Origin of the sequence: Vibrio frigidus, from assembly GCF_042465995.1 — a bacterium.
Lineage (GTDB): Bacteria > Pseudomonadota > Gammaproteobacteria > Enterobacterales > Vibrionaceae > Vibrio.
The window spans coordinates 69,440-89,808 of record NZ_JBCDMC010000014.1 but is presented as its reverse complement, the minus strand read 5'-3'; the positions used below and the strand labels follow the sequence as shown (position 1 = coordinate 89,808).

Genomic DNA, 20,369 nt, shown 5'->3' with positions numbered 1-20,369 from the left:
ATTTATCTGTTCTGACGGTCAATTGAACGTTGGCGTAATAATTTTTGTTGTTGATAGAGCGCCGCTTTAATCAACAAATCCTGATCGATTTCTCGAAGCAATTTATAGGTTAACGTTACGTCATAACCTAGTTCATCCTGATTACACTCAATGACTTCAGCGTAGCAGTATATTGCAGCAGGAGGATGGTCTAAGAAAAGCTTCACTCGTGCAAGCGATCCGACTGCAAATTCGCGCTCACTTTTAAATGTGAACTGACTTGCACCAAAACTGGACGTATAGAACCGATGCTCTTCTTTATCTTGCTGTGCCAGCATAAAGGTGAGTAGTAGATTCAGTTTGCCGTTTTGATGGTCAAGAAGCTGAATAACATGTTTGAAATCGCTGTTCTTTAGCTCACTCATTGCGCTTTCCGTCAAACTGTCAAGTTGACTAAATTCACTTGCGACGATGAATGGCGCTGGGATTTCTGAGATAAATGCATTTTGGCTAGGCAAAGTAAAACCACTCTCAAGAGGCTCGACATTGGCAGTCAATTTGTGGTGGACAGTAAAAAATTCTTGTTGATCCATGCCTTAATTCCTTTTCTCTAACCTTTTGATTATCGTCATGTATGGCAACATAGCAAGAGCTGTAGTGTTTTCATTGCTGAAATCGTCGGTTTTTGTCTATTTGTATCAAATAGCGCTACAAACAGAGCCAAATAATCGTTACATTAATCCCATCCACAATCTTTGGTCTTCTTATCTATGTTTCATCCTGTTTCGGCTTTTATTGGTTTACGTTATTTAATCGGTCGTTCTGGTGACCGATTTAGTCGTTTTGTTTCCATTATGTCGACCGTTGGTATCACCATCGGGGTGATGTCTTTAGTCACGGTTTTATCGGTGATGAACGGTTTTGAATCTCAGTTGAAGAACCGCATTCTCGGTGTATTGCCACAAGCCGTAGTACACCAACAAGATGAAAAAACAGTGAATAGTGATCAACCGCCGGTATTTTTACAAGCTATACCCTATGTCACGAATATTGCGCCGATAGTTAGAAGTGAGGCTGTCATACAAAGCCCTGCTCAGCTTTCAGCCGGATTATTAATTGGGATTACGCCACTTGAACACGATCCAATTGGTGAGTATTTGATGAGTGGAAGATTAAGTGATCTTGAAGCCGGTAAATATCAACTATTCTTGGGCCATATATTAGCAAGAAACATGAAGGTTTCGATTGGTGATAAAGTTCGTCTAATGGTGACTAGTGCCAGCCAGTTCACGCCATTAGGGCGAATGCCAAGTCAGCGTAATTTTACGGTGTCTGGCGTGTTCAATACTGGTTCTGATGTAGATGGCCAGTTGATGATCGGTAACATTGAAGATGTTGGTAAACTGATGAAGTTCAAAACAGACACGATTTCAGGTTGGCGGCTCTTTTTTGATGATCCGTTTGTCGTATCGGAACTTTCCAACACCGTTTTTCCTGAAGGTTGGGTGTGGAGCGACTGGCGAGAACAGCGAGGTGAACTTTTCCAAGCGGTAAGAATGGAAAAAAACATGATGGGTTTGATGCTGGGTCTGATTGTCGGTGTCGCTGCATTTAATATCATTTCAGCGCTTATCATGGTGGTGATGGAGAAACAGTCTGAAGTAGCGATACTAAAAACCCAAGGGATGACTAATGGTCAAATTTTAGCGGTATTTATGGTGCAGGGTGCAAGCAGTGGTATTATTGGTGCGTTGGTAGGAGGTGGGTTTGGTGTATTACTTGCCAGTAACCTAAACCAGATTCTTGACGCAATGGGGGTGGCTCTGTTTGCCGCTGGCGGTCAGTTGCCAATCAGTATTGAACCTGTTCAAATCGCTGTAGTGATAGTATTGGCCATTTCACTGAGTTTACTCGCGACACTCTTTCCGTCGTATAAGGCATCATCAGTACATCCTGCTGAAGCGTTAAGATATGAGTAGTTATTACTTACCTTTATGACGAATAGTTGTAATAACTAAAAAGCACCGCCGGGTTACAACCCTGCGGTGCTTTTTAGTGTATGCCTTCAATTAGGCGGTTTTTAGCGATTTCGATTTCTTTACATTGACCATTACCATAAAGCCTAATCCGATGATGCATGCAAACGTCACGATAGTACTTCCCAATGCAATACCAACCGCGATTGCTAACCAAATTAGACGCTCTACCTTGGTTAGATACTCGACAAAAAAACCTTCGATGCTGCCCGCAAAAGCGACGACTAGTGCGATTGTACTTATGGTCGCAATACCAAATTCCACCATTTGACTGCTATCAAAGATTAGCCCTGAAAACGCCATCATAAGAGGAATAAGAAAGAAACCTTGCGCCAGTTTAAATGCTTGAACTGCGGATCTCATCGGTGAAGCTTTTGCGATCCCAGCGCCAGCAAAAGCAGCTAACGCAATTGGTGGTGTTACATTGGAGGTCTGAGATAACCAGAACACAATCATATGAGCCGCCAACATGCTGATACCAAAATCAAGCAGTGTCGGTACCGCCATAATGGACAAGACAATATAGGCAGCAGTAACGGGTAATCCCATACCCAAAATGACAGCCGCTAGTGCTATCAAAGCCATGGCTGCAAAGAGGTGACCGCCGGAAAGTGCGATTAGGAACTGGGTAAATTGAAGCCCAATGCCCGTTTGACCAACCACGCCGACAACGATGCCAGCAGTACCACAGGCAAGTGAGATAGGTAGAGCGAGAAAAGCGCCTTGCTTCATCCCTTCAAAGAATGTCGCTAAGGTGATCCGGCTGTGTTTTCTACACAATGACGCGATCAATATGGCGGCACAACCGGCGATACCCACCAATACTGGCGAATAACTCATCAACAGCAGTGCAGTGATCAATATTAACGGAACCAGAAAATGCCAACCTCTCTCCATGACCACTTTTATTTGTTCGACGCTGTCCATTCCTTTTAGACCCAATTTACACGCCATGATGTGCACGTATAATAGGGTACAAGCGAAGTAAAGGATTGCAGGCATGATAGAAACCAGCAAAATTTCGCTATAAGGAATACCCGTAAACTGAGCCATAACAAATGCACCGGCACCCATAACGGGTGGCATGATTTGTCCACCAGTAGAGGCTGCGGCTTCGATACCTGCAGCTTGTTCAGGCTTGTAACCCAACTTTTTCATCATAGGAATAGTCAGGGAACCCGTTGTAACAGTATTGGCAATGGCCGATCCAGATATGGACCCTAAAGCCGCAGATGCAATAACACTTGCCTTGGCTGGACCACCTCGGTATTTACCTGCAACAGCAAAGGCACTGTCGATAAAGAACTTACCTGCACCAGTTACCTGCAAGAAAGCACCAAATAGTACAAAAATAAATACCACACCAGCAGCAATAGCAAGAGGTGCACCAAATACACCGTTAGTAGAATAAATGTGGAATCGGATGATATCTTCTAATGGAAAACCATTACTGGCGAACTGGTCGGGTAAATAATTGCCATACATTGCATAAGCAAGAAAAATTAACGCAATGGCAACCATCACGAACCCAACGGTTCTTCGAGTGGCCTCTAATAAGAGCACTATCGTTATACAACCTGCGAGCTTGTCATAACCAACGATACCTTCTAACAAAAAGGTGATGTCGTCATAATCAAATACTGCGATTCGCCACGTGGCCCAAAAAGCTAAGACACAAAAAATGAGGTCCAACCCTCGTCCCGCTAAATAGAGTATAGGGTTATGTTTATTAGAAATAATTGGGTGAGTAAGAAAAACCAAAATCATCACCCAACTAAGATGTATTGGTCGAAATATTGGCGCTGAAATATCAGCAGAGATCCCTTGCCAGATCTGAAACACAGATAAAGCGATAGCCGCAATAGCGGCTATTTTCATTAAAAGTTGGATAAGAGATTGCTGAATGGATAAAGCCTGCCGCATAAAAAACTCCATTCCTTTAAACTAAACGACGTTCTCTACATAGCTAAACTAATGGGTTGATATAGTTAGCTATGTAGGTGATGTTACAATATAAAATTATTTGGACTGTTCATCAAAATATTTTTGTGCGCCAGCGTGGATAGGGACACCACCAAGTCTATGCATGTTTTCTAATGTTGTGTATTGAGTCACTTTAATCGCTTGGCGAACTTGGTCAATATTTTCAAACATGGATTTGGTCATATCATAAACCAATTTTTCATCGGCATTTTTATTAACGACAAGTACATTCCAGACCGCTGGAGTATTGAATGCGGCGACATTGTGGTAACTGTCAGCTGGAATGTCTAATGGCTGAAATGATGGTATTGCTTCTGAAATGGCAGCAAGTTGTTCAGATGTGAATGAAAGCATACGAATATCACGAGTTAGCGCTAACTCGGTTACTGCACCTACACCTAAACTACCAACAATTACGCCTGCATCTATCTGTCCGTTAGCAAGTGCTGACGTTGTTGCGGTGTAATTTAAGCTTTGAGATTTGAGTTCACTTTCATTGATTCCAAGTGCAGATAGAATGCCAATCGCACTCGTGCGGGTGCCAGATCCCGGTGCACCTAGAGAGACTTTCTTACCTTTTAAATCTTCAATATTAGTAATATCTGAGTCAGCTGGAACCATGAAATGAACAACGTTCGGGTACAGTGCAGTTATAACGGCTACGTCCATTTTTTTAGGGAAAGGTTTAACGCCTTCGTGTGCTTTTTGTACCACACTTCCCATCGCAATACCGGCTAGCTGTTTAGAGGTCGCCACTTTGATACTGTTTTCTACCGAGCCTGCAGTTACTTCGGCTCTCATATTGAAATCTGGGATCGTCTCCCCCCAAATTTTAGCTAATGTTCCACCCAATGGATAATACGTGCCGCTTTGGCTACCTGTACCAATAGTGTAATTTTCTGCTAGTGCAGAGAATGAAAGAATCCCTGAGGCGACGAGGGTAAGAACCTTTTTATTGATTGTTATCATTTAACATTTCCTTCTGTTTAAATAACGTATAGAAAAACGTACATCGAACAGCTTATACCGAGCAAGGCAATTTACCTTATTCGACTTTAGTCTATGGGTGCGTGGGTGCATATTGAGTAGGTGATCATCAGATTCAAGTTTTCGTTCCTCCAATTTGATGGTGAATATTGATAGTTGGAAGTTGCTATCGTCTTTCACACTTGGTCCGTTTGGCTTACACTAGACATTCTTCTATACGTGCACCCATGCTATTAAAGTGATTAATTATCTGCCCGTGCTATTATATTTCGTAACGTGTTGTTTTAACTGGATCAACTATGCCTGAATCAGATGTGAATTATCTTTTAAAATGTGAGTCAATTAGCAAAACCTACCGTGAAGGCTCGATGGAGACTGAAGTCCTGAAAGGGGTAAGCTTCTCTATGCAAAAGGGAGAGTTAGTTTCCATCATCGGCACGTCAGGATCTGGAAAAAGCACACTTCTGCATATATTGGGGGCACTTGATGATGCGACTCAAGGTTCAGTGGAATTTTTAAGTCACAACTTGGCAGGCTTGAGCGCAAATAAACAAGCAAAGATACGTAATCGACATATTGGTTTTGTATATCAATTTCATCATCTTCTATCTGATTTTTCGGCGCTTGAGAATGTGGCAATGCCATTATTAATTGGGGGCGAAAAGGCAGATGTTGCTAAAAGTAAAGCGGCCGCATTATTAGATAAAGTTGGTTTGTCTCATCGGCTTCAACATCGGCCGTCTGAGCTTTCTGGAGGGGAAAGACAACGTGTAGCGATTGCTAGGGCGTTGGTCAATAAGCCCGACTTGGTATTGGCGGATGAACCGACAGGTAACCTGGATCACAAAACCGCAATAGCAATCTATGACTTGATGCGTCAGCTTAACCAAGAGTCAGGAACCGCTTTTTTGGTAGTCACTCACGATGGTGAATTAGCGAGTAAAATGGATAGACAATTGAACATGCAAGATGGTCTATTGCTTAATACCCACCCTGTAGAATTGTCGGCGGAGGTGTAACTTGTTTCGTTCACTTTCTTTCTTTATTGGTCGTCGTTTTAGTGGTGGTAAGCAAAGAAACAAAATGGTTTCTTTTATTTCTGTCTCTTCAACCATTGGTATTGCTGTTGGTGTTGCGGTAATTATTATTGGTCTTTCTGCAATGAATGGCTTTGAACGAGAGTTACGAAATCGAGTTTTGTCCGTTGTCCCACATGGTGAGTTTGAAGGTGTAAAGGGTGAAATCGTAGAATGGCGGAAGGTGATGGAACAGGCAAACTCACATGAGAAAGTGAGTGCAGCGGCACCTTACGTTCGTTTTACCGCTTTGGCCGAACGAGGTCAGAATATTAAAGCCATTGAGGTTCGCGGTGTCGATCCGAAGTTAGAATCTGCGGTCTCAAACCTGACGAATTTTATTCCTGTAGACGTATGGGCAGGCTTTCGAGCGGACGAGAAACAGGTGGTCTTAGGGAAAGGAATTGCGGATAACCTTGGTTTAAAAAAAGGTGACTCGGTAACCTTGTTGATTCCTGTATTAAATGCATCGATTAATAAAGTACAAGCCCCAAGGCGAGTGAGAGTGAAGGTGGCGGGCCTGTTGACGCTTGGTGGACAGATTGACCACGCTTTAGCACTTATTCCACTCAAAGATGCGCAGGAATATGCAAGACTAGGTGAGGCGGTAACAGGGGTCTCTATTAGAACGACCGATGTGTTTAATGCGCCGTTGTATGTTAGGCAAATCGGCAATCAATTAGAAAGCTACGTCTATCTTAAGAGTTGGAAGCAGAAATACGGGTATCTCTACAGAGATATCCAGTTAGTACGAACCATCATGTATTTGGTTATGGTGCTCGTTATAGGCGTTGCCTGCTTTAATATTGTGTCTACCTTGATGATGGCGGTGAAGGAAAGAGCGTCAGAGATCGCGATTTTACGAACAATGGGGGCATCTGATGGGTTGGTTCGCCGAATCTTTGTCTGGCTTGGGGTTTTGTCTGGTGTCTTGGGAAGTATTGTTGGCAGTGTAGTAGGGGTAGTTGCAGCACTAAATTTAACCTCTTTGATAAGGGGGCTGGAAACTGTATTAGGTCATCAGTTCCTCTCTGGTGATATCTATTTTGTTGACTTTTTGCCTTCTCAGGTCGAAAGCATGGACGTATTGATTGTTTCTGGTACCGCTATTATTCTTAGTTTATTAGCGACATGGTATCCTGCAACAAAAGCGAGCCAAATGAACCCAGCAAGAGTGCTGAGCTCTAAATAGGACCGCTGTAAAATAAAAAATCACGCCTAATCTTTTATATGAATAACCATCATTTCAATGAAGTCACTCTTAAGAGTGACTTCATCTCCCTGCGTAATTACGTCATCCCCGTAGAGAATGGGAACGACACGTCATACGGATATACTTTAGAAAATAACGGCGACATAGACGTCTTTAAACAAACCGTCTTGTTTTCTTGAGATGAGCATCTCAATTTTATTTCGGCTAGCGTGTTGTTTGCAAAATATAATAACGTCTACGTCGAAAGGTCAACGTTAAGTAGGGGCATTTTACGTACGAACGGTTATCTTGATTTTCTTTGCTGCCAACTTCTAACTACCGAATATCGCCATAAACCTCGAATACCAAAATACCCTACGGATGCGGCTAATAAGCCACAAACCAAGCAACCTAATAGAAAGGGCGGGCCTATGGTACTCATTTGGTTTAATAGAAAGTCCCAAGAAAGTTCGAAGTGGAAACCTTGGGAAGGTATATGCAGGATGTGGGCGCCTACTTTATAACAAAAGTAAAACATGATCGGCATAGTGATTGGGTTGCTCACCCAAACTAGAGCGACAGATAACGGTAGGTTGACGCCTAACATGATGGCCATTCCAGCAGACATGATCATCTGGCTTGGTAATGGAACAAAAGCCATAAATAAACCCAAAGCGAATGCGCCGGATGCAGAACGCCGGTTTAGACACCATAAATTAGGATTATAAAGCACATTGCCAAATATTTTGAGCGCCTTTTGACGCTTAATCAATTCGTGATCTGGCATGAAGCGCTGTATGAACTTTCTAGGCATTGTGACGAATGACTCTCTATTGCTACTACTGGAATATTATCGTTTTTATCGCGACCACTTTAACTTTTCCTTATTGGCCATATCCTTTAGCCATTAAAAGTGTCGTCGCTTTTCTTATCATCATTATAGTCAGTTACCAGATGCCTGCCTTTGGTTGGGCAAGAGGCTTTTTGTTGGCACTAAGTTTGATTTCTCTTCACAGTCATCTATTTCAGGTGAAGGTTGAATCTGTATTTCGCTTTGGAAATGATACTACTATAACGGCTCGCGTTGACAGCTTTTTTAAGAAAATAACGAGAGGTAATGAATACTTGCTTAGATTAGAGTCAGTTAATGGTGAGAAAATGCCGTATTTTTTCCAACCAAACATCAAGTTAATTGTACCTGAAGAGGTAGAACTCAATCTAGGCGAACGCTGGGAGCTTGCGGTTAGGGTGAAACCAGTCATTGGTCGGCTTAACGAGGCCGGATTTGACCAAGAGAAATATTATATCAGTCAAGGTTGGCATGCCAAGGCGAAATTAACTGATATTCGTTCAGCAAAAATAATTGAACAGTCCCATTCCTTAAGGCTGAGATTTTACCGAATCGTTATACGCCATATAGAAGCGCTACCAAATAAAGCAATGTTGTTGGCATTGAGCTTTGGTAACCGCAATCATATATCCGCAGAACGATGGCAACAGCTTAAGGCAAGTGGTCTGATTCACCTTGTCGCGATTTCTGGTTTGCATATCGGTATTGCATACTTTATTGGTTGGAAAATCGGATCTCTGGTGAGGTTGATTTTTTGGCACTGGTACAGCGCTCCATTGATCATTGCATTGTTATTTTCTGCCACTTATTCATGGTTGGCAGGTTTTAGTATTCCGACAATACGCGCCTTAATAATGTGTTGTATGTTAGGGGTATTCTCGTATAGAAGGTTGCACTTCAGTTCTTGGCAGATACTTATTTTTGTTATGGCTGGATTGTTGGTGTTTGATCCTTTTTCGGTACTTTCGGTGAGTTTTGGGCTTACATTTTTCGCTGTCGCTTGCATATATATCGTAATAAGTATCAAGTTTTCCTCTCAAGCTGGTTGGTTTAAATCACTGATTTTCATGCCTTTAGTTCTGAATGTGGTCATGATACCCGTGACAAGTTATTATTTTTCTGGTTTTAGTTTGTCATCGAGCGTTTATAACCTCATTTTTGTGCCTTTGTTTAGCTTCGCTATTGTTCCCCTGTTGTTTGTGGCACTTTTGGCTTCTATTACAATTCCAACGGTTGCGCCATATGTGTGGAAGGTTGTTGATAGATTATTGGACGTAGTTAATTGGAGTATTCCGTTTGCAATGGACAGTTGGATTCATGTTGACCGATTGGCTCTAACATCATTGACGGCTTTGATTGTTTTTCTATGCGTTCGACCATTAATGAGAAGAGAACATCAGATAGCGGTCTTCATAACGATTTTTTTTGTTATTCAAAGTATGACGTTTAAGTCAAAAGCGATGTGGGAGGTTTCTGTTCTCGATGTGGGTCATGGTTTAGCGGTTCTAATAGAAAAAGATAATCGGTATTTTTTGTATGATACGGGTGCTAAGTGGGAGACAGGTAGTATTGCTGAAATGATTATCGCCCCAGTGTTAAGGCGGCGCGGCGTAACTCGCTTAGATCTATTGGCTATCAGTCATTTTGATTCGGATCATGCTGGTGGACGAGAATATATCGAGCAGCAGTTTTCACCTAAGCAGAAGCTAAGTAGCCAACATATCGATGGGTATTTACCTTGTATCGATAAAACAGAGATGGAATGGAATGGATTAACGCTATCGGTGGTTTGGCCTCCTAAAATAGTTAAAAGAGCCTATAACCCCCATTCTTGCGTGATTAAGGTGACCGATGGGACATCTAGCGTACTACTCACCGGGGACATAGAAGCAGTAGGGGAGTTGCTCTTAGCCCAAGAAAAGGAAAGAATACGATCGGATATTTTACTCGTACCTCACCATGGTAGTAAAACCTCTTCAACCAACTATTTTTTGGATGCAGTTGGAGCAAAAGTTGGATTAGCATCTGTTGCTAAGGGTAATCAATGGGGCCTACCCGACCATAAAGTGGTGAGTCGATATACAGATCGTGGTGCAATTTGGCTGGATACGGGAGAAAGCGGACAGATATCAATAGTGTTTTCTCATGAAGGCTGGAAAATAATGACTAAACGAAGTAGACAATCACTGACATGGTATAGGCAGATACTGCGTAAGGGGGTAGAATAAGAGCTTAATTAACCTAAAAATAACGTGTTCCTATGTCTGTTGATACCCATGATGAGACGACACTACAAACGTTTAAGCGTTTGTGGACGTATATTCGAAATTATAAGTCTGGTCTTATCGTTGCTGTTTTTGCGTTAGCAATAAACGCCGTTTCTGATACCTATATGATCTCATTGTTAAAGCCTCTTCTTGATGAAGGTTTTGGTGATGCAGAGACCGATTTTCTAAAAGTATTGCCGTTTATTATTTTAGGTGTAATGGTTATTCGTGGATCCAGCGGTTTTGTGTCTGACTATTGTATGAGCTGGGTCTCAGGCAATGTTGTGATGAATATTCGCCGTAAATTATTTAACCATTTTATGCATATGCCCGTTGCGTTTTTTGATCGTGAGTCTACGGGGGCTCTTCTATCTCGTATTACCTATGACTCTGAACAAGTGTCGGCAGCAACCAGCAAAGCACTTGTCAGCATTGTCCGCGAAGGTGTCAGTATCATTGGTTTGCTTTTCCTTATGTTTTGGAACAGTTGGCAGCTTTCTATTGTATTACTGGTCGTCGCACCAGTTGTCGCGTTGGCGATAGGTGTGGTATCGAAACGTTTTCGTAAGATATCTAAGAATATGCAGACTGCAATGGGTGTCGTTTCAACCTCTTCCGAACAGATGCTTAAAGGGCATAAGGTTGTACTAAGTTATGGCGGACAAGCGATAGAAGAACAGCGCTTTGATAAAGTCAGTAATTCTATGCGCCAACAAACCATGAAGTTAGTGGCCGCACAAGCGATGGCGAATCCGATAATTCAGCTTATTGCTTCGTTTGCTATTGTGGTCGTACTCTATTTAGCGAGCATTGATTCTATTCGTAGTGAACTGACACCTGGTACATTTGGTGTCGTATTTACTGCGATGTTTGGCATGATGAGACCATTAAAAGCACTGACTAATGTTACGTCACAGTTTCAACGTGGTATGGCTGCATGTCAGACTCTTTTCGCTCTGATGGATCTTGAACCAGAGAAAGATAATGGCACGCATAGTGTTGATCGAGCGGACGGAGAAATTGCCGTAGAAAACATAACCTTTACCTATCAAAGTAAGGACAAACCTGCGCTAAATAACGTTAGCTTTGATATCCCGATTGGAAAGACGGTAGCGCTTGTAGGGCGTTCAGGTTCAGGCAAAAGTACGATCGCCAACCTGTTCACTCGTTTCTATGATGTGGATAGCGGTTCGATAAAACTCGATGGGAAAGAGATCCAAGATTATACCTTAGAGAACCTACGCTCTCAGTTTGCTCTCGTATCTCAAAATGTACACCTGTTCAACGATAGCATTGCAAACAATATTGCCTACGCAGCAGAATCGGAATATAGCCGGGAAGAGATTGTCAAAGCAGCGAAACTCGCCCACGCTATGGATTTTGTCGAGACAATGAAAGACGGTTTAGATACAGTGATCGGCGAGAATGGTGCTAGTTTATCTGGAGGACAGCGACAGAGAATCGCGATTGCAAGGGCGCTTTTACGTGATGCACCGGTACTGATCCTAGATGAAGCAACATCGGCTTTGGATACAGAATCTGAAAAAGCCATTCAAGCGGCTTTAGATGAGCTGCAAAAGGATAAAACGGTGTTGGTGATTGCGCATCGATTATCCACCATTGAAGGGGCAGACCAGATTCTTGTCGTCGATGAGGGGGAGATCATAGAGCGTGGATCACATGCTGAATTAATAGCGCGAGATGGTGCCTATGCACAACTTCATCGTATACAGTTTGGCGAATAGCCTTCATGATTGAAAAGATATGGTTTGAGAATCATTTTTTAGGTTTGCTTTTATGGCCCGTCCTATGGCCATTAAGTAAGATCTTTAAATGGGTTGCAAGCTCACGTAGAGACCGTTTTCTTCAGAACAACGCTCAAAGCTATCGAGCGCCATTACCTATTGTAGTGGTTGGCAATATTACGGCTGGTGGAAATGGTAAAACGCCTGTTGTAATCTGGTTGGTGGAAAAACTACAAGAATTAGGGTTAAAGCCTGCTGTGGTTTCTCGAGGATACGGAGGCAAAGCCAACCAATATCCACTTATTGTTAATGAGAAAACATCAACTAAAGAGAGTGGTGACGAGCCAAAGCTGATATTTAAACGCACAGGTGCTCCTGTCGTTGTCGACCCTATACGGTCAAACGCTGTGAAGGCTCTTCTTAATAGCGATGTCGACATCATCATTACCGACGATGGCTTGCAGCATTACGCATTAGCTCGTGATATTGAATTCGTCGTTATTGATGGGCACCGTCGTTTTGGCAATGAGTCATTTATACCACTTGGCCCTTTACGTGAAGGGCTTGATAGGTTAAATAATGTGGACTTTATAGTGAACAATGGTGGGATAACTCGTGACGGTGAAATAGCCATGACGCTCTATCCGGGTTTTGCTAAAAATTTGGTGACGGGTGAAGAGAAAATGGTGAGTGAGCTAGATAAATTAGTTGCATTTGCCGCTATTGGTAACCCTAATCGTTTTTTCAAAACACTCGATTCGCTAGGTGCCGACGTTGTAAAAACACAAGGCTTTACTGACCATCAAGATTTTAAACAGTCTGAGTTGCTTGAACTGCAGCAACTTGGCTTGAATATGATTATGACCGAAAAAGACGCAGTTAAGTGTTCTTCGTATGCGAAAGAAAATTGGTGGTACCTACCAGTAACCGCGAGTTTCTCTCAGCAAGAAGAAAAGCAAATATTAGACAAAATATTGAATGTTAGGAATGAATATGGATCACCGTTTGCTTGAGATTGTTGCTTGCCCAGTGTGCAAAGGTAAGCTTTTTTATGATGCTGAAAATCAAGAATTAATTTGTAAGTTTGATCGTCTGGCCTACCCAATAAAAGAAGGTATTCCAGTTTTATTGGAACCAGAAGCGCGCACAATGGAAGTAGAAGAGGGTAGATAATGTCATTTACTGTTGTCATTCCGGCTCGGTATCAATCAAGTCGTTTACCTGGTAAACCGCTCGCCGATATTGGTGGTAAACCGATGATCCAGTGGGTTTATGAGCAGTCACTAAAGTCTGGAGCAGAACAGGTTATTATTGCTACAGATGATGAACGTGTTGAGGCCAAAGCGAGAGCGTTTGGTGCTCAAGTATGCATGACCTCCCCTAATCATGAATCTGGTACAGAGCGTCTAGCAGAAGTTGTCGATAAGATGGGTATAGATAAACATCAAATTATCGTTAATGTTCAAGGTGATGAGCCACTGATTCCACCAAGTATTATTAGACAAGTTGCACAAAACCTCGCCAAAAATAGTGTTGCTCCTATGGCAACGTTAGCGGTAGAAATTGCAGACGAAGATGAGGTGTTTAATCCAAATGCAGTAAAAGTGGTAAGAGACGAGAAGGGATTTGCGCTCTATTTTAGCCGAGCGTCCATTCCTTGGGATAGGGATAATTTTGCTAAAGATCCTAAAACCATCAAGCAGTCATTACTGAGACATATTGGCATCTATGCTTACCGAGCTGGGTTTATTGATACCTATATAAACTGGCAGCCAAGTGTGCTAGAAAAAATTGAAAGTTTAGAGCAGCTTCGAGTACTTTGGTATGGTGAAAAAATTCACGTAGATGTGGCAATCGAATCTCCACCAGCGGGTGTGGATACACCAGAAGATTTACAAAAGGTGCGGGATATCGTTGCTAAAATGTAATTATTAACGCCCGATAGTTTTAGAAAAAGCCATCGGGTATTAATATTCTATTTTACCCTGTTAAGATTCAGCCTTGTTCGGGCACGCACTAATAATATTTCTACGGCCAGTTTCGGTTAACTCTTCTAGTACAATATTAAATCCCCATAATCGATACATATGTTTCAGAACTTCATCGTGTCCATCGGCCAAAGGGACTCTATCATGAGGAATATATTGGAGCGTCATCGAGCGATCGCCTCTTACGTCCACATTCCATACCTGAATGTTGGGTTCTATATTGCTTAAATTATATTGCGCCGCTAATTTTTCTCTTATTTTTCTATAACCGGGATCATCATGAATATGGCTGACCTCTATGAAGTTTTGTCTGTCATCGTCCAAAACAGAGAACAGTTTGAAATCTCGAATCATTTTTGGAGAAAGATATTGGCTGATAAAACTCTCGTCCTTGAAGTTGTGCATTGCAAAGTGTAACGAATCTAACCAATTGGAACCGGCCAGATCAGGGAACCATTCCTTGTCCTCATCGGTAGGGGACTCGCAGATGCGTCGGATGTCTTGAAACATCGCAAAACCAAGCGCGTATGGGTTTATACCGCTGTAATACTGACTGTTGTAAGGGGGTTGTGCGATGACGTTGGTGTGGCTGTGAAGAAACTCAAGAATAAATTTCTCAGAGACAAGGCCTTCATCGTAAAGGTGATTCAAAATCGTATAATGCCAGAAAGTTGCCCAGCCCTCGTTCATGACTTGGGTTTGCTTTTGTGGATAAAAATATTGGCTTACTTTTCTTACAATACGAACGACCTCTCGTTGCCACGATTCCAATAGAGGTGCGTTTTTTTCGATGAAATAGAGTAAATTTTCTTGAGGTTCAGAAGGGAAACGACGCTTCTCTTCTTCTGATATATCTTTGGATTTTGGAACAGTACGCCAAAGGTCATTCACCTGAGATTGTAAGTAAGCCTCGCGCTCTTCTTGGCGAATGGTTTCTTCTGCAATAGAAATTTTCTCTGGGCGTTTGTATCGGTCTACACCAAAATTCATCAGAGCATGACAAGAATCAAGCGTTTTCTCTACCTCATCAACTCCGTGTTTTTCTTCACATTCGGTTATATAGTTTCTGGCGAACAATAGATAATCAATAATGGAACTGGCGTCTGTCCATGTTTGAAATAGGTAATTGCCTTTAAAAAAAGAGTTATGTCCGTAGCAGGCGTGTGCCATGACGAGTGCTTGCATGGTGACACTGTTTTCTTCCATCAGGTAGGCGATACAAGGGTCAGAGTTAATGACTATCTCATAGGCTAAACCCATCTGACCATGTTTGTAATTTTGTTCAGTTTGGATGAATTTTTTACCAAATGACCAATGGTGGTAGTTTATTGGCATACCAATACTTGAATAGGCATCCATCATCTGTTCAGAAGTAATCACTTCAATTTGGTTTGGGTAAGTATCTAAACGGTAGTGCTCGGCAACTCGTTTTATCTCTTGGTGATACACCTCGAGCATATCGAATGTCCAATCTGGCCCGTCTGGTAACATTTTACTGCTGTTCTTTTTTGTCATTGCAATACTCCCTAAGCTGTTTCCTTTTTAAACAGCTCCCTAAAGACAGGGAAGATATCTTCCACAGAGCGAATGTTTTTCATCGCGAAGTTGTTTGATGTTTCTTTAATCTTCTCATATTCATGCCAGAGAGTTTGGTGGCTCCTTTTGGTGATTTCAATGTATGAAAAGTATTGGCAGGTAGGAAGTAAGCTATCTCGCAATAGCTCCTTACACTTTGGAGAATCGTCCGCCCAGTTGTCTCCGTCAGACGCTTGTGCGGCATAAATATTCCATTCTCCTTGTGGATATCGTTCTTTAATTATCTTGTCCATCAGCTTTAGAGCACTGGATACAATAGTGCCCCCAGTTTCTTGCGAATAGAAGAATTCGTGTTCATCCACCTCTTTTGCTTGGGTATGATGTCGAATAAATATCACCTCTACGTTTTCATAGGTTCGAGTTAAGAACATATACAACAAAACATAAAAACGCTTGGCGATATCTTTTGTCGCCTGGTCCATTGAACCAGAGACATCCATTATACAGAACATGACGGCTTGGCTAGATGGGACCGGTCGTCTGTCGAAATTTTTGAATCGTAGGTCAAAGCTATCAATAAATGGGACACTTGAAATACGTCGCCTAAGCTCTACTATTTCGGCTTCGATTCTTGACTCTTCGAGTGGTTGTGCAGGCTCATGTTTTCCAATTCGGTCTAACTCAAGCTCTAATTCTTTGAGCAGGCGCCGCTTGCCTGCTGTCATAGCCGTTCTACGTGCAAGAGATTGTTGTAAAGAACGGACGACAGCAATATTGGAAGGAACCCCAGAGGTTTTGTATCCTGCGCGGGAGGTTTTCCATTCAATAATTTTATTTATCTGATTTTTCTCTAGATTAGGGAGCGCTAAGTCTTCAAACAATAAATCCAGATATTCATCTTTAGATATCTGGAAAACGAATTCGTCTTCACCCTCACCATCGGGACTGGCGTTACCTTCTCCAGAACCACCACCGGAATTGCCTCCTTTTGGCCGTTCCATTTTGTCACCCTTGACGAATTGATCGTTTCCCGGATGTATACGTTCTCGTCTGCCGCCTTGTCCCTGATGAAAGGTCGGCTCTTTAATATCTTTATGAGGAATAGCAATATCCTCTCCACTTTCAATATCGGTAATGGAGCGACGATTAACAGCATCGGCTATTGACTCTTTTATCCGCTCTTTATAACGACGCAAGAATCTTTGCCGATTGACAGTGCTTTTGTTTTTACCGTTGAGCCTTCTATCGATAAACTGCCCCATGAGTTACTCCTTGTAAACGCCATAGCGTAAGTATTCGCTTATCAATGAATGCATATAATGTGACGCGAATACTCCTTTCACTTGAAATAAATGCACTCGAGCGATGTTCAATCTACACATAGGCATTGGTTAAGGTCTACGTACTTAAGAGGATTTACGAACGCGTAAATACCACTCAGACAGCAATCTAACTTGTTTCTTGGTGTAGCCTTTCTCCATCATTCGAGCGACGAAATCGTCATGCTTTTTCTGGTCATCGGTCGATGTTTTGGCATTAAACGAGATAACGGGCAGTAGCTCTTCTGTATTAGAGAACATTTTCTTTTCTATTACAGTGCGAAGTTTTTCGTAACTGGTCCAAACTGGATTAGATCCTTTATTACTGGCGCGTGCGCGCAACACGAAATTTACTATTTCGTTACGGAAATCTTTCGGGTTGCTGATTCCTGCAGGCTTTTCAATTTTCTCTAGTTCACTGTTAAGCGCTGATCTGTCAAACAGTTGTCCGGTTTCCGGGTCGCGATACTCTTGATCCTGTATCCAAAAATCTGCATAAGTGACGTAGCGGTCAAAAATATTCTGTCCATACTCTGAATAGGACTCTAAATAAGCGGTCTGTATCTCTTTTCCGATGAACTCAATATATTTGGGTACCAAATATCCTTTTAAGAATTCGGTGTACTTTTCTGCTAATTCCGCTGGGAATTGTTCTCGTTCAACCTGTTGTTCTATGACGTAGAAAAGGTGTACAGGATTGGCTGCGACTTCTGTTTGGTCAAAGTTAAACACTCGAGATAGGATCTTAAATGCAAAGCGTGTCGATAAACCTGACATACCTTCATCGACACCAGCGAAGTCTCGATACTCCTGATAACTTTTCGCTTTTGGATCGGTATCCTTGAGCGTTTCGCCATCGTAAACCCGCATTTTAGAGAACAGAGATGAATTTTCTGGATCTTTAACTCGAGAGAGGATACTGAATTGCGCCAGCATTTCTAAGGTGCTTGGTGAACACGGTGCTTTGTAGAGTTCACTGTGTTCTAACAGTTTTTTATAGATTTTAATCTCTTCAGAAACTCTTAAGCAATAGGGCACTTTGACAATATAAACGCGATCTAGGAACGCTTCATTATTCTTATTGTTTCTAAAAGTTTGCCATTCAGATTCGTTGGAGTGGGCGAGTATCATGCCATCGAAAGGTAGTGCTGAAAGCCCCTCGGTACCATTGTAGTTTCCTTCTTGGGTTGCAGTTAGTAGTGGGTGCAACACCTTGATAGGTGCTTTGAACATTTCCACAAACTCCATTAAGCCTTGGTTGGCTTTACAAAGTGCACCTGAATAACTGTACGCATCTGGGTCATCTTGTGAATAGTGCTCCAACTGTCGGATATCGACTTTACCAACCAGCGATGATATATCTTGGTTGTTTTCATCACCCGGCTCAGTTTTTGCCACACCCACTTGATCCAAAATAGAAGGACGCAGTTTAATTACAGTAAACTTACTGATGTCTCCACCAAATTCGTGCAGTCTTTTCGCCGCCCATGGTGACATAATTGATCGTAGGTATCGTTTTTCAATACCGTAGTCTTTCTTTAGTAAGGTGGCATCTTCTTCAGCATTAAATAAACAGAAAGGATGGTCGTTAACCGGGCTACGAACTCCGTTTGCGGCAAGTATATAAATTGGGCACTGTTCCATTAGCGCTTTGAGTTTTTCAGCCAATGAGGATTTACCCCCACCAACGGGTCCCAATAGATATAGAATCTGTTTTCGTTCTTCCAACCCTTGTGCAGAATGCTTTAAGTAAGAAACGATCTGTTCAATCGCATCTTCCATACCGTAGAAGTCCTCAAAGGTTTTGTATCGAGAAATGACTCGGTTAGAGAAAATGCGGCTCAATCGTGGATCGTGAGCGGTATCAATAACTTCGGGTTCGCCTATCGCAAGTAAAAGGCGTTCGGCTGCATTCGCGTAAGCACTTTTATCTTTTTGACAAAGTGATAAAAAATCTTGTAATGAAAGCTTCTCATCCTTGGCCGCTTCATAACGCGCTTGATAATGGTCAAAAATACTCATGCTTTACCCCTCCAAAACCGTCAAACAGACAACAGCAAAATAGTAATCCTTCATTAACTAAGACTAGACGTTGTTTTGAGATAATGTTTAACAATTATGTATTTATTTATACTTTTTTCGAATAATGGTGTTGATTGATAACCTAAAAATATGGGTTATATGAGTCACATTTTAGATGCTTATCTTTAGTGGAAAACATGTGAAATTTCTGGTCAGTAGCATTAGTAGTGGTTATGCTTTGCAAGCTTGTCGTTAAATGAAGTTATTCGGCTATAAACAAGCGTTTAAATGCTAGGTTGATTCTAATGAGAAGGTTGAGCCGTGAGAAATTTTAATAAAATCGCAATATTGAGTGTAATTGCAATAAATAGTTCTTTTGCATTGGCTAGTCCGTCACCATGGTCAGTTGGTGTTGGTGCCGCTTATTCTCCTAAGGTCTATAAAGGAACACCGACCAACAAAACCGTTATCCCTATTCTCGGTTACGAAGGTGAGAACGTATTTTTTAGAGGGTTTAGCGCTGGATATCGATTCAATCCGAGAGGGTCGACTCATAACTTCATAGTAAGAGCGATCTATGACCCGAGGACTTTTAAACCGGGTGATTCTGATATTGCCAGTATGAGGTTACTCGATGAAAGAGAAGACACTGTTTTAGCCGGTGCTAGTTATCAGTATTTGACACCTGTTGGGCTGCTTGAAGCCGCGTTAGGCGCAGACATACTTGGCGTGCACAATGGACTATATGGCGAGTTAGCGTGGCGATTCCCTCTCCGGTTTAGCGGAGGTGGCATCACTCCTGCCGTAGGTTACTCATACAATGACAATAAAATGAATCAACACTTATATGGTGTCTCGAAGCAAGAGTCAGATAAGACGGGTGGGGATATAAGTGAGTTTGATATTAACGGAAGCGGGCAGTATTTCGTCGGCGTTAGTGGTTACGTGTTTTTAAGCAGAAGTGTGATGGTTCGGGGCGGTGTGAGGTACACCAATCTAGAAGGCGATATCGAAAAAAGCCCACTTTTGGATTCAACGGATTCTACCACCGCGAATATTGGAATTACCTATTCCTTCTAAAATTATTTTAATGAAACCAGAATGACTATGATCTGAATCAATAAATGCATTTAATAAATTTGTTGATTCAAACTTGTCAAAACATATGATGTGCTCATGTAATAGTACGCATTATATAGGTATGTATAAACATATATTTCACTGATCGAATTAAATAAGTAATTAATGTAATATCTCTACACAATCCGACTTAATTTTTCTTTATATTGACTGGCCTTAATCCTTATTGTGATTTCTATCTCTTAATTTAACTTTTGAAATAATAACAAATAACTATTTGAGATAAGTATCACATCTAATATAGAAGAT

General features: G+C 41.8%; 16 protein-coding genes. 9 read left to right on the top strand and 7 right to left on the bottom strand.

All coding sequences use genetic code 11. The features are described from left to right. Nucleotides 1–2 precede the first annotated feature (2 nt). Complete coding sequence (locus tag AACW90_RS20130) at nt 3–572, bottom strand: PilZ domain-containing protein (protein ID WP_390238139.1); 570 nt, start codon at nt 570–572, stop codon at nt 3–5. 177 nt (nt 573–749) lie between these two features. Between AACW90_RS20130 and lolC the strand changes: the two genes are divergently transcribed. Beyond that, nucleotides 750–1,958, top strand: coding sequence for a lipoprotein-releasing ABC transporter permease subunit LolC (gene lolC / locus AACW90_RS20125; RefSeq protein ID WP_390238136.1), 1,209 nt, complete (start codon nt 750–752; stop codon nt 1,956–1,958). Nucleotides 1,959–2,048: 90 nt separating this feature from the next. Here the strand turns inward: lolC and AACW90_RS20120 are convergent, their stop codons facing one another. Both AACW90_RS20120 and AACW90_RS20115 read right to left on the bottom strand, forming a co-directional pair. Further along, the gene (locus tag AACW90_RS20120) at nt 2,049–3,938 is read right to left on the bottom strand and encodes a TRAP transporter permease (RefSeq protein ID WP_390238134.1); all 1,890 of its coding nucleotides are present in this window, start codon (nt 3,936–3,938) and stop codon (nt 2,049–2,051) included. 96 nt (nt 3,939–4,034) lie between these two features. Then, a complete protein-coding gene (locus tag AACW90_RS20115; RefSeq protein WP_390238131.1) occupies nt 4,035–4,967 on the bottom strand; it encodes a TAXI family TRAP transporter solute-binding subunit in 933 nt (310 codons plus the stop codon). A 317-nt stretch (nt 4,968–5,284) separates the two neighbouring features. Here AACW90_RS20115 and lolD point away from each other — a divergent pair, with 317 nt between their 5' ends. Together lolD and lolE are read left to right on the top strand one after the other, a co-directional pair. Beyond that, on the top strand, nt 5,285–6,004 hold the full coding sequence (gene lolD / locus AACW90_RS20110; RefSeq protein ID WP_390238129.1) for a lipoprotein-releasing ABC transporter ATP-binding protein LolD: 720 nt from the start codon (nt 5,285–5,287) through the stop codon (nt 6,002–6,004). Nucleotide 6,005: 1 nt separating this feature from the next. After that, nucleotides 6,006–7,253 carry a lipoprotein-releasing ABC transporter permease subunit LolE gene (gene lolE, locus AACW90_RS20105; RefSeq protein ID WP_390238126.1) on the top strand — a complete coding sequence of 416 codons (1,248 nt, stop codon included), beginning with the start codon at nt 6,006–6,008 and terminating at the stop codon, nt 7,251–7,253. A gap of 304 nt (nt 7,254–7,557) precedes the next feature. Here the strand turns inward: lolE and AACW90_RS20100 are convergent, their stop codons facing one another. Further along, entirely contained in the window at nt 7,558–8,067 is a 510-nt protein-coding gene (locus AACW90_RS20100) for a DUF2062 domain-containing protein (RefSeq protein ID WP_390238124.1), read from the bottom strand. A gap of 8 nt (nt 8,068–8,075) precedes the next feature. Between AACW90_RS20100 and AACW90_RS20095 the strand changes: the two genes are divergently transcribed. Genes AACW90_RS20095 through kdsB form a run of 5 tightly spaced genes read left to right on the top strand, consistent with a single transcriptional unit; the run spans nt 8,076 to nt 14,043 of the window. Further along, nucleotides 8,076–10,331, top strand: coding sequence for a DNA internalization-related competence protein ComEC/Rec2 (locus tag AACW90_RS20095; protein WP_390238122.1), 2,256 nt, complete (start codon nt 8,076–8,078; stop codon nt 10,329–10,331). A 32-nt stretch (nt 10,332–10,363) separates the two neighbouring features. Further along, nucleotides 10,364–12,115: a lipid A ABC transporter ATP-binding protein/permease MsbA gene (gene msbA, locus AACW90_RS20090; protein ID WP_390238119.1), complete on the top strand. Its 1,752-nt coding sequence runs from the start codon at nt 10,364–10,366 to the stop codon at nt 12,113–12,115. Between the two features lie 5 nt (nt 12,116–12,120). Further along, complete coding sequence (gene lpxK, locus AACW90_RS20085) at nt 12,121–13,128, top strand: tetraacyldisaccharide 4'-kinase (protein WP_390238116.1); 1,008 nt, start codon at nt 12,121–12,123, stop codon at nt 13,126–13,128. Continuing rightward, the gene (locus tag AACW90_RS20080; protein WP_195702898.1) at nt 13,109–13,288 is read left to right on the top strand and encodes a Trm112 family protein; all 180 of its coding nucleotides are present in this window, start codon (nt 13,109–13,111) and stop codon (nt 13,286–13,288) included. The genes lpxK and AACW90_RS20080 overlap by 20 nt, the downstream gene beginning before the upstream one ends. Next, nucleotides 13,288–14,043, top strand: coding sequence for a 3-deoxy-manno-octulosonate cytidylyltransferase (kdsB, locus tag AACW90_RS20075; protein WP_390238114.1), 756 nt, complete (start codon nt 13,288–13,290; stop codon nt 14,041–14,043). The genes AACW90_RS20080 and kdsB overlap by 1 nt, the downstream gene beginning before the upstream one ends. Before the next feature lie 60 nt (nt 14,044–14,103). Here the strand turns inward: kdsB and AACW90_RS20070 are convergent, their stop codons facing one another. From AACW90_RS20070 to AACW90_RS20060, 3 genes are all read right to left on the bottom strand, one after another. Then, complete coding sequence (locus AACW90_RS20070) at nt 14,104–15,618, bottom strand: SpoVR family protein (RefSeq protein WP_390238112.1); 1,515 nt, start codon at nt 15,616–15,618, stop codon at nt 14,104–14,106. An 11-nt stretch (nt 15,619–15,629) separates the two neighbouring features. Continuing rightward, the gene (locus AACW90_RS20065) at nt 15,630–16,901 is read right to left on the bottom strand and encodes a YeaH/YhbH family protein (RefSeq protein ID WP_390238110.1); all 1,272 of its coding nucleotides are present in this window, start codon (nt 16,899–16,901) and stop codon (nt 15,630–15,632) included. Between the two features lie 144 nt (nt 16,902–17,045). After that, entirely contained in the window at nt 17,046–18,980 is a 1,935-nt protein-coding gene (locus AACW90_RS20060) for a PrkA family serine protein kinase (RefSeq protein WP_195702902.1), read from the bottom strand. Nucleotides 18,981–19,301: 321 nt separating this feature from the next. Here AACW90_RS20060 and AACW90_RS20055 point away from each other — a divergent pair, with 321 nt between their 5' ends. After that, entirely contained in the window at nt 19,302–20,060 is a 759-nt protein-coding gene (locus AACW90_RS20055) for a MipA/OmpV family protein (protein ID WP_390238107.1), read from the top strand. The last annotated feature ends 309 nt before the right edge of the window (nt 20,061–20,369 follow it).

Bases quoted from the DNA above. Each gene is read 5' to 3' on its own strand.
- lolC (WP_390238136.1), top strand. From the start codon at position 750: ATGTTTCATCCTGTTTCGGCTTTTATTGGTTTACGTTATTTAATCGGT.
- AACW90_RS20095 (WP_390238122.1), top strand. From the start codon at position 8,076: ATGACTCTCTATTGCTACTACTGGAATATTATCGTTTTTATCGCGACC.
- kdsB (WP_390238114.1), top strand. From the start codon at position 13,288: ATGTCATTTACTGTTGTCATTCCGGCTCGGTATCAATCAAGTCGTTTA.
- AACW90_RS20060 (WP_195702902.1), bottom strand. From the start codon at position 18,980: ATGAGTATTTTTGACCATTATCAAGCGCGTTATGAAGCGGCCAAGGAT.
- AACW90_RS20130 (WP_390238139.1), bottom strand. From the start codon at position 572: ATGGATCAACAAGAATTTTTTACTGTCCACCACAAATTGACTGCCAAT.
- AACW90_RS20080 (WP_195702898.1), top strand. From the start codon at position 13,109: ATGGATCACCGTTTGCTTGAGATTGTTGCTTGCCCAGTGTGCAAAGGT.
- AACW90_RS20120 (WP_390238134.1), bottom strand. From the start codon at position 3,938: ATGCGGCAGGCTTTATCCATTCAGCAATCTCTTATCCAACTTTTAATG.
- lolD (WP_390238129.1), top strand. From the start codon at position 5,285: ATGCCTGAATCAGATGTGAATTATCTTTTAAAATGTGAGTCAATTAGC.
- AACW90_RS20070 (WP_390238112.1), bottom strand. From the start codon at position 15,618: ATGACAAAAAAGAACAGCAGTAAAATGTTACCAGACGGGCCAGATTGG.
- msbA (WP_390238119.1), top strand. From the start codon at position 10,364: ATGTCTGTTGATACCCATGATGAGACGACACTACAAACGTTTAAGCGT.
- lpxK (WP_390238116.1), top strand. From the start codon at position 12,121: ATGATTGAAAAGATATGGTTTGAGAATCATTTTTTAGGTTTGCTTTTA.
- AACW90_RS20100 (WP_390238124.1), bottom strand. From the start codon at position 8,067: ATGCCTAGAAAGTTCATACAGCGCTTCATGCCAGATCACGAATTGATT.
- AACW90_RS20065 (WP_390238110.1), bottom strand. From the start codon at position 16,901: ATGGGGCAGTTTATCGATAGAAGGCTCAACGGTAAAAACAAAAGCACT.
- AACW90_RS20115 (WP_390238131.1), bottom strand. From the start codon at position 4,967: ATGATAACAATCAATAAAAAGGTTCTTACCCTCGTCGCCTCAGGGATT.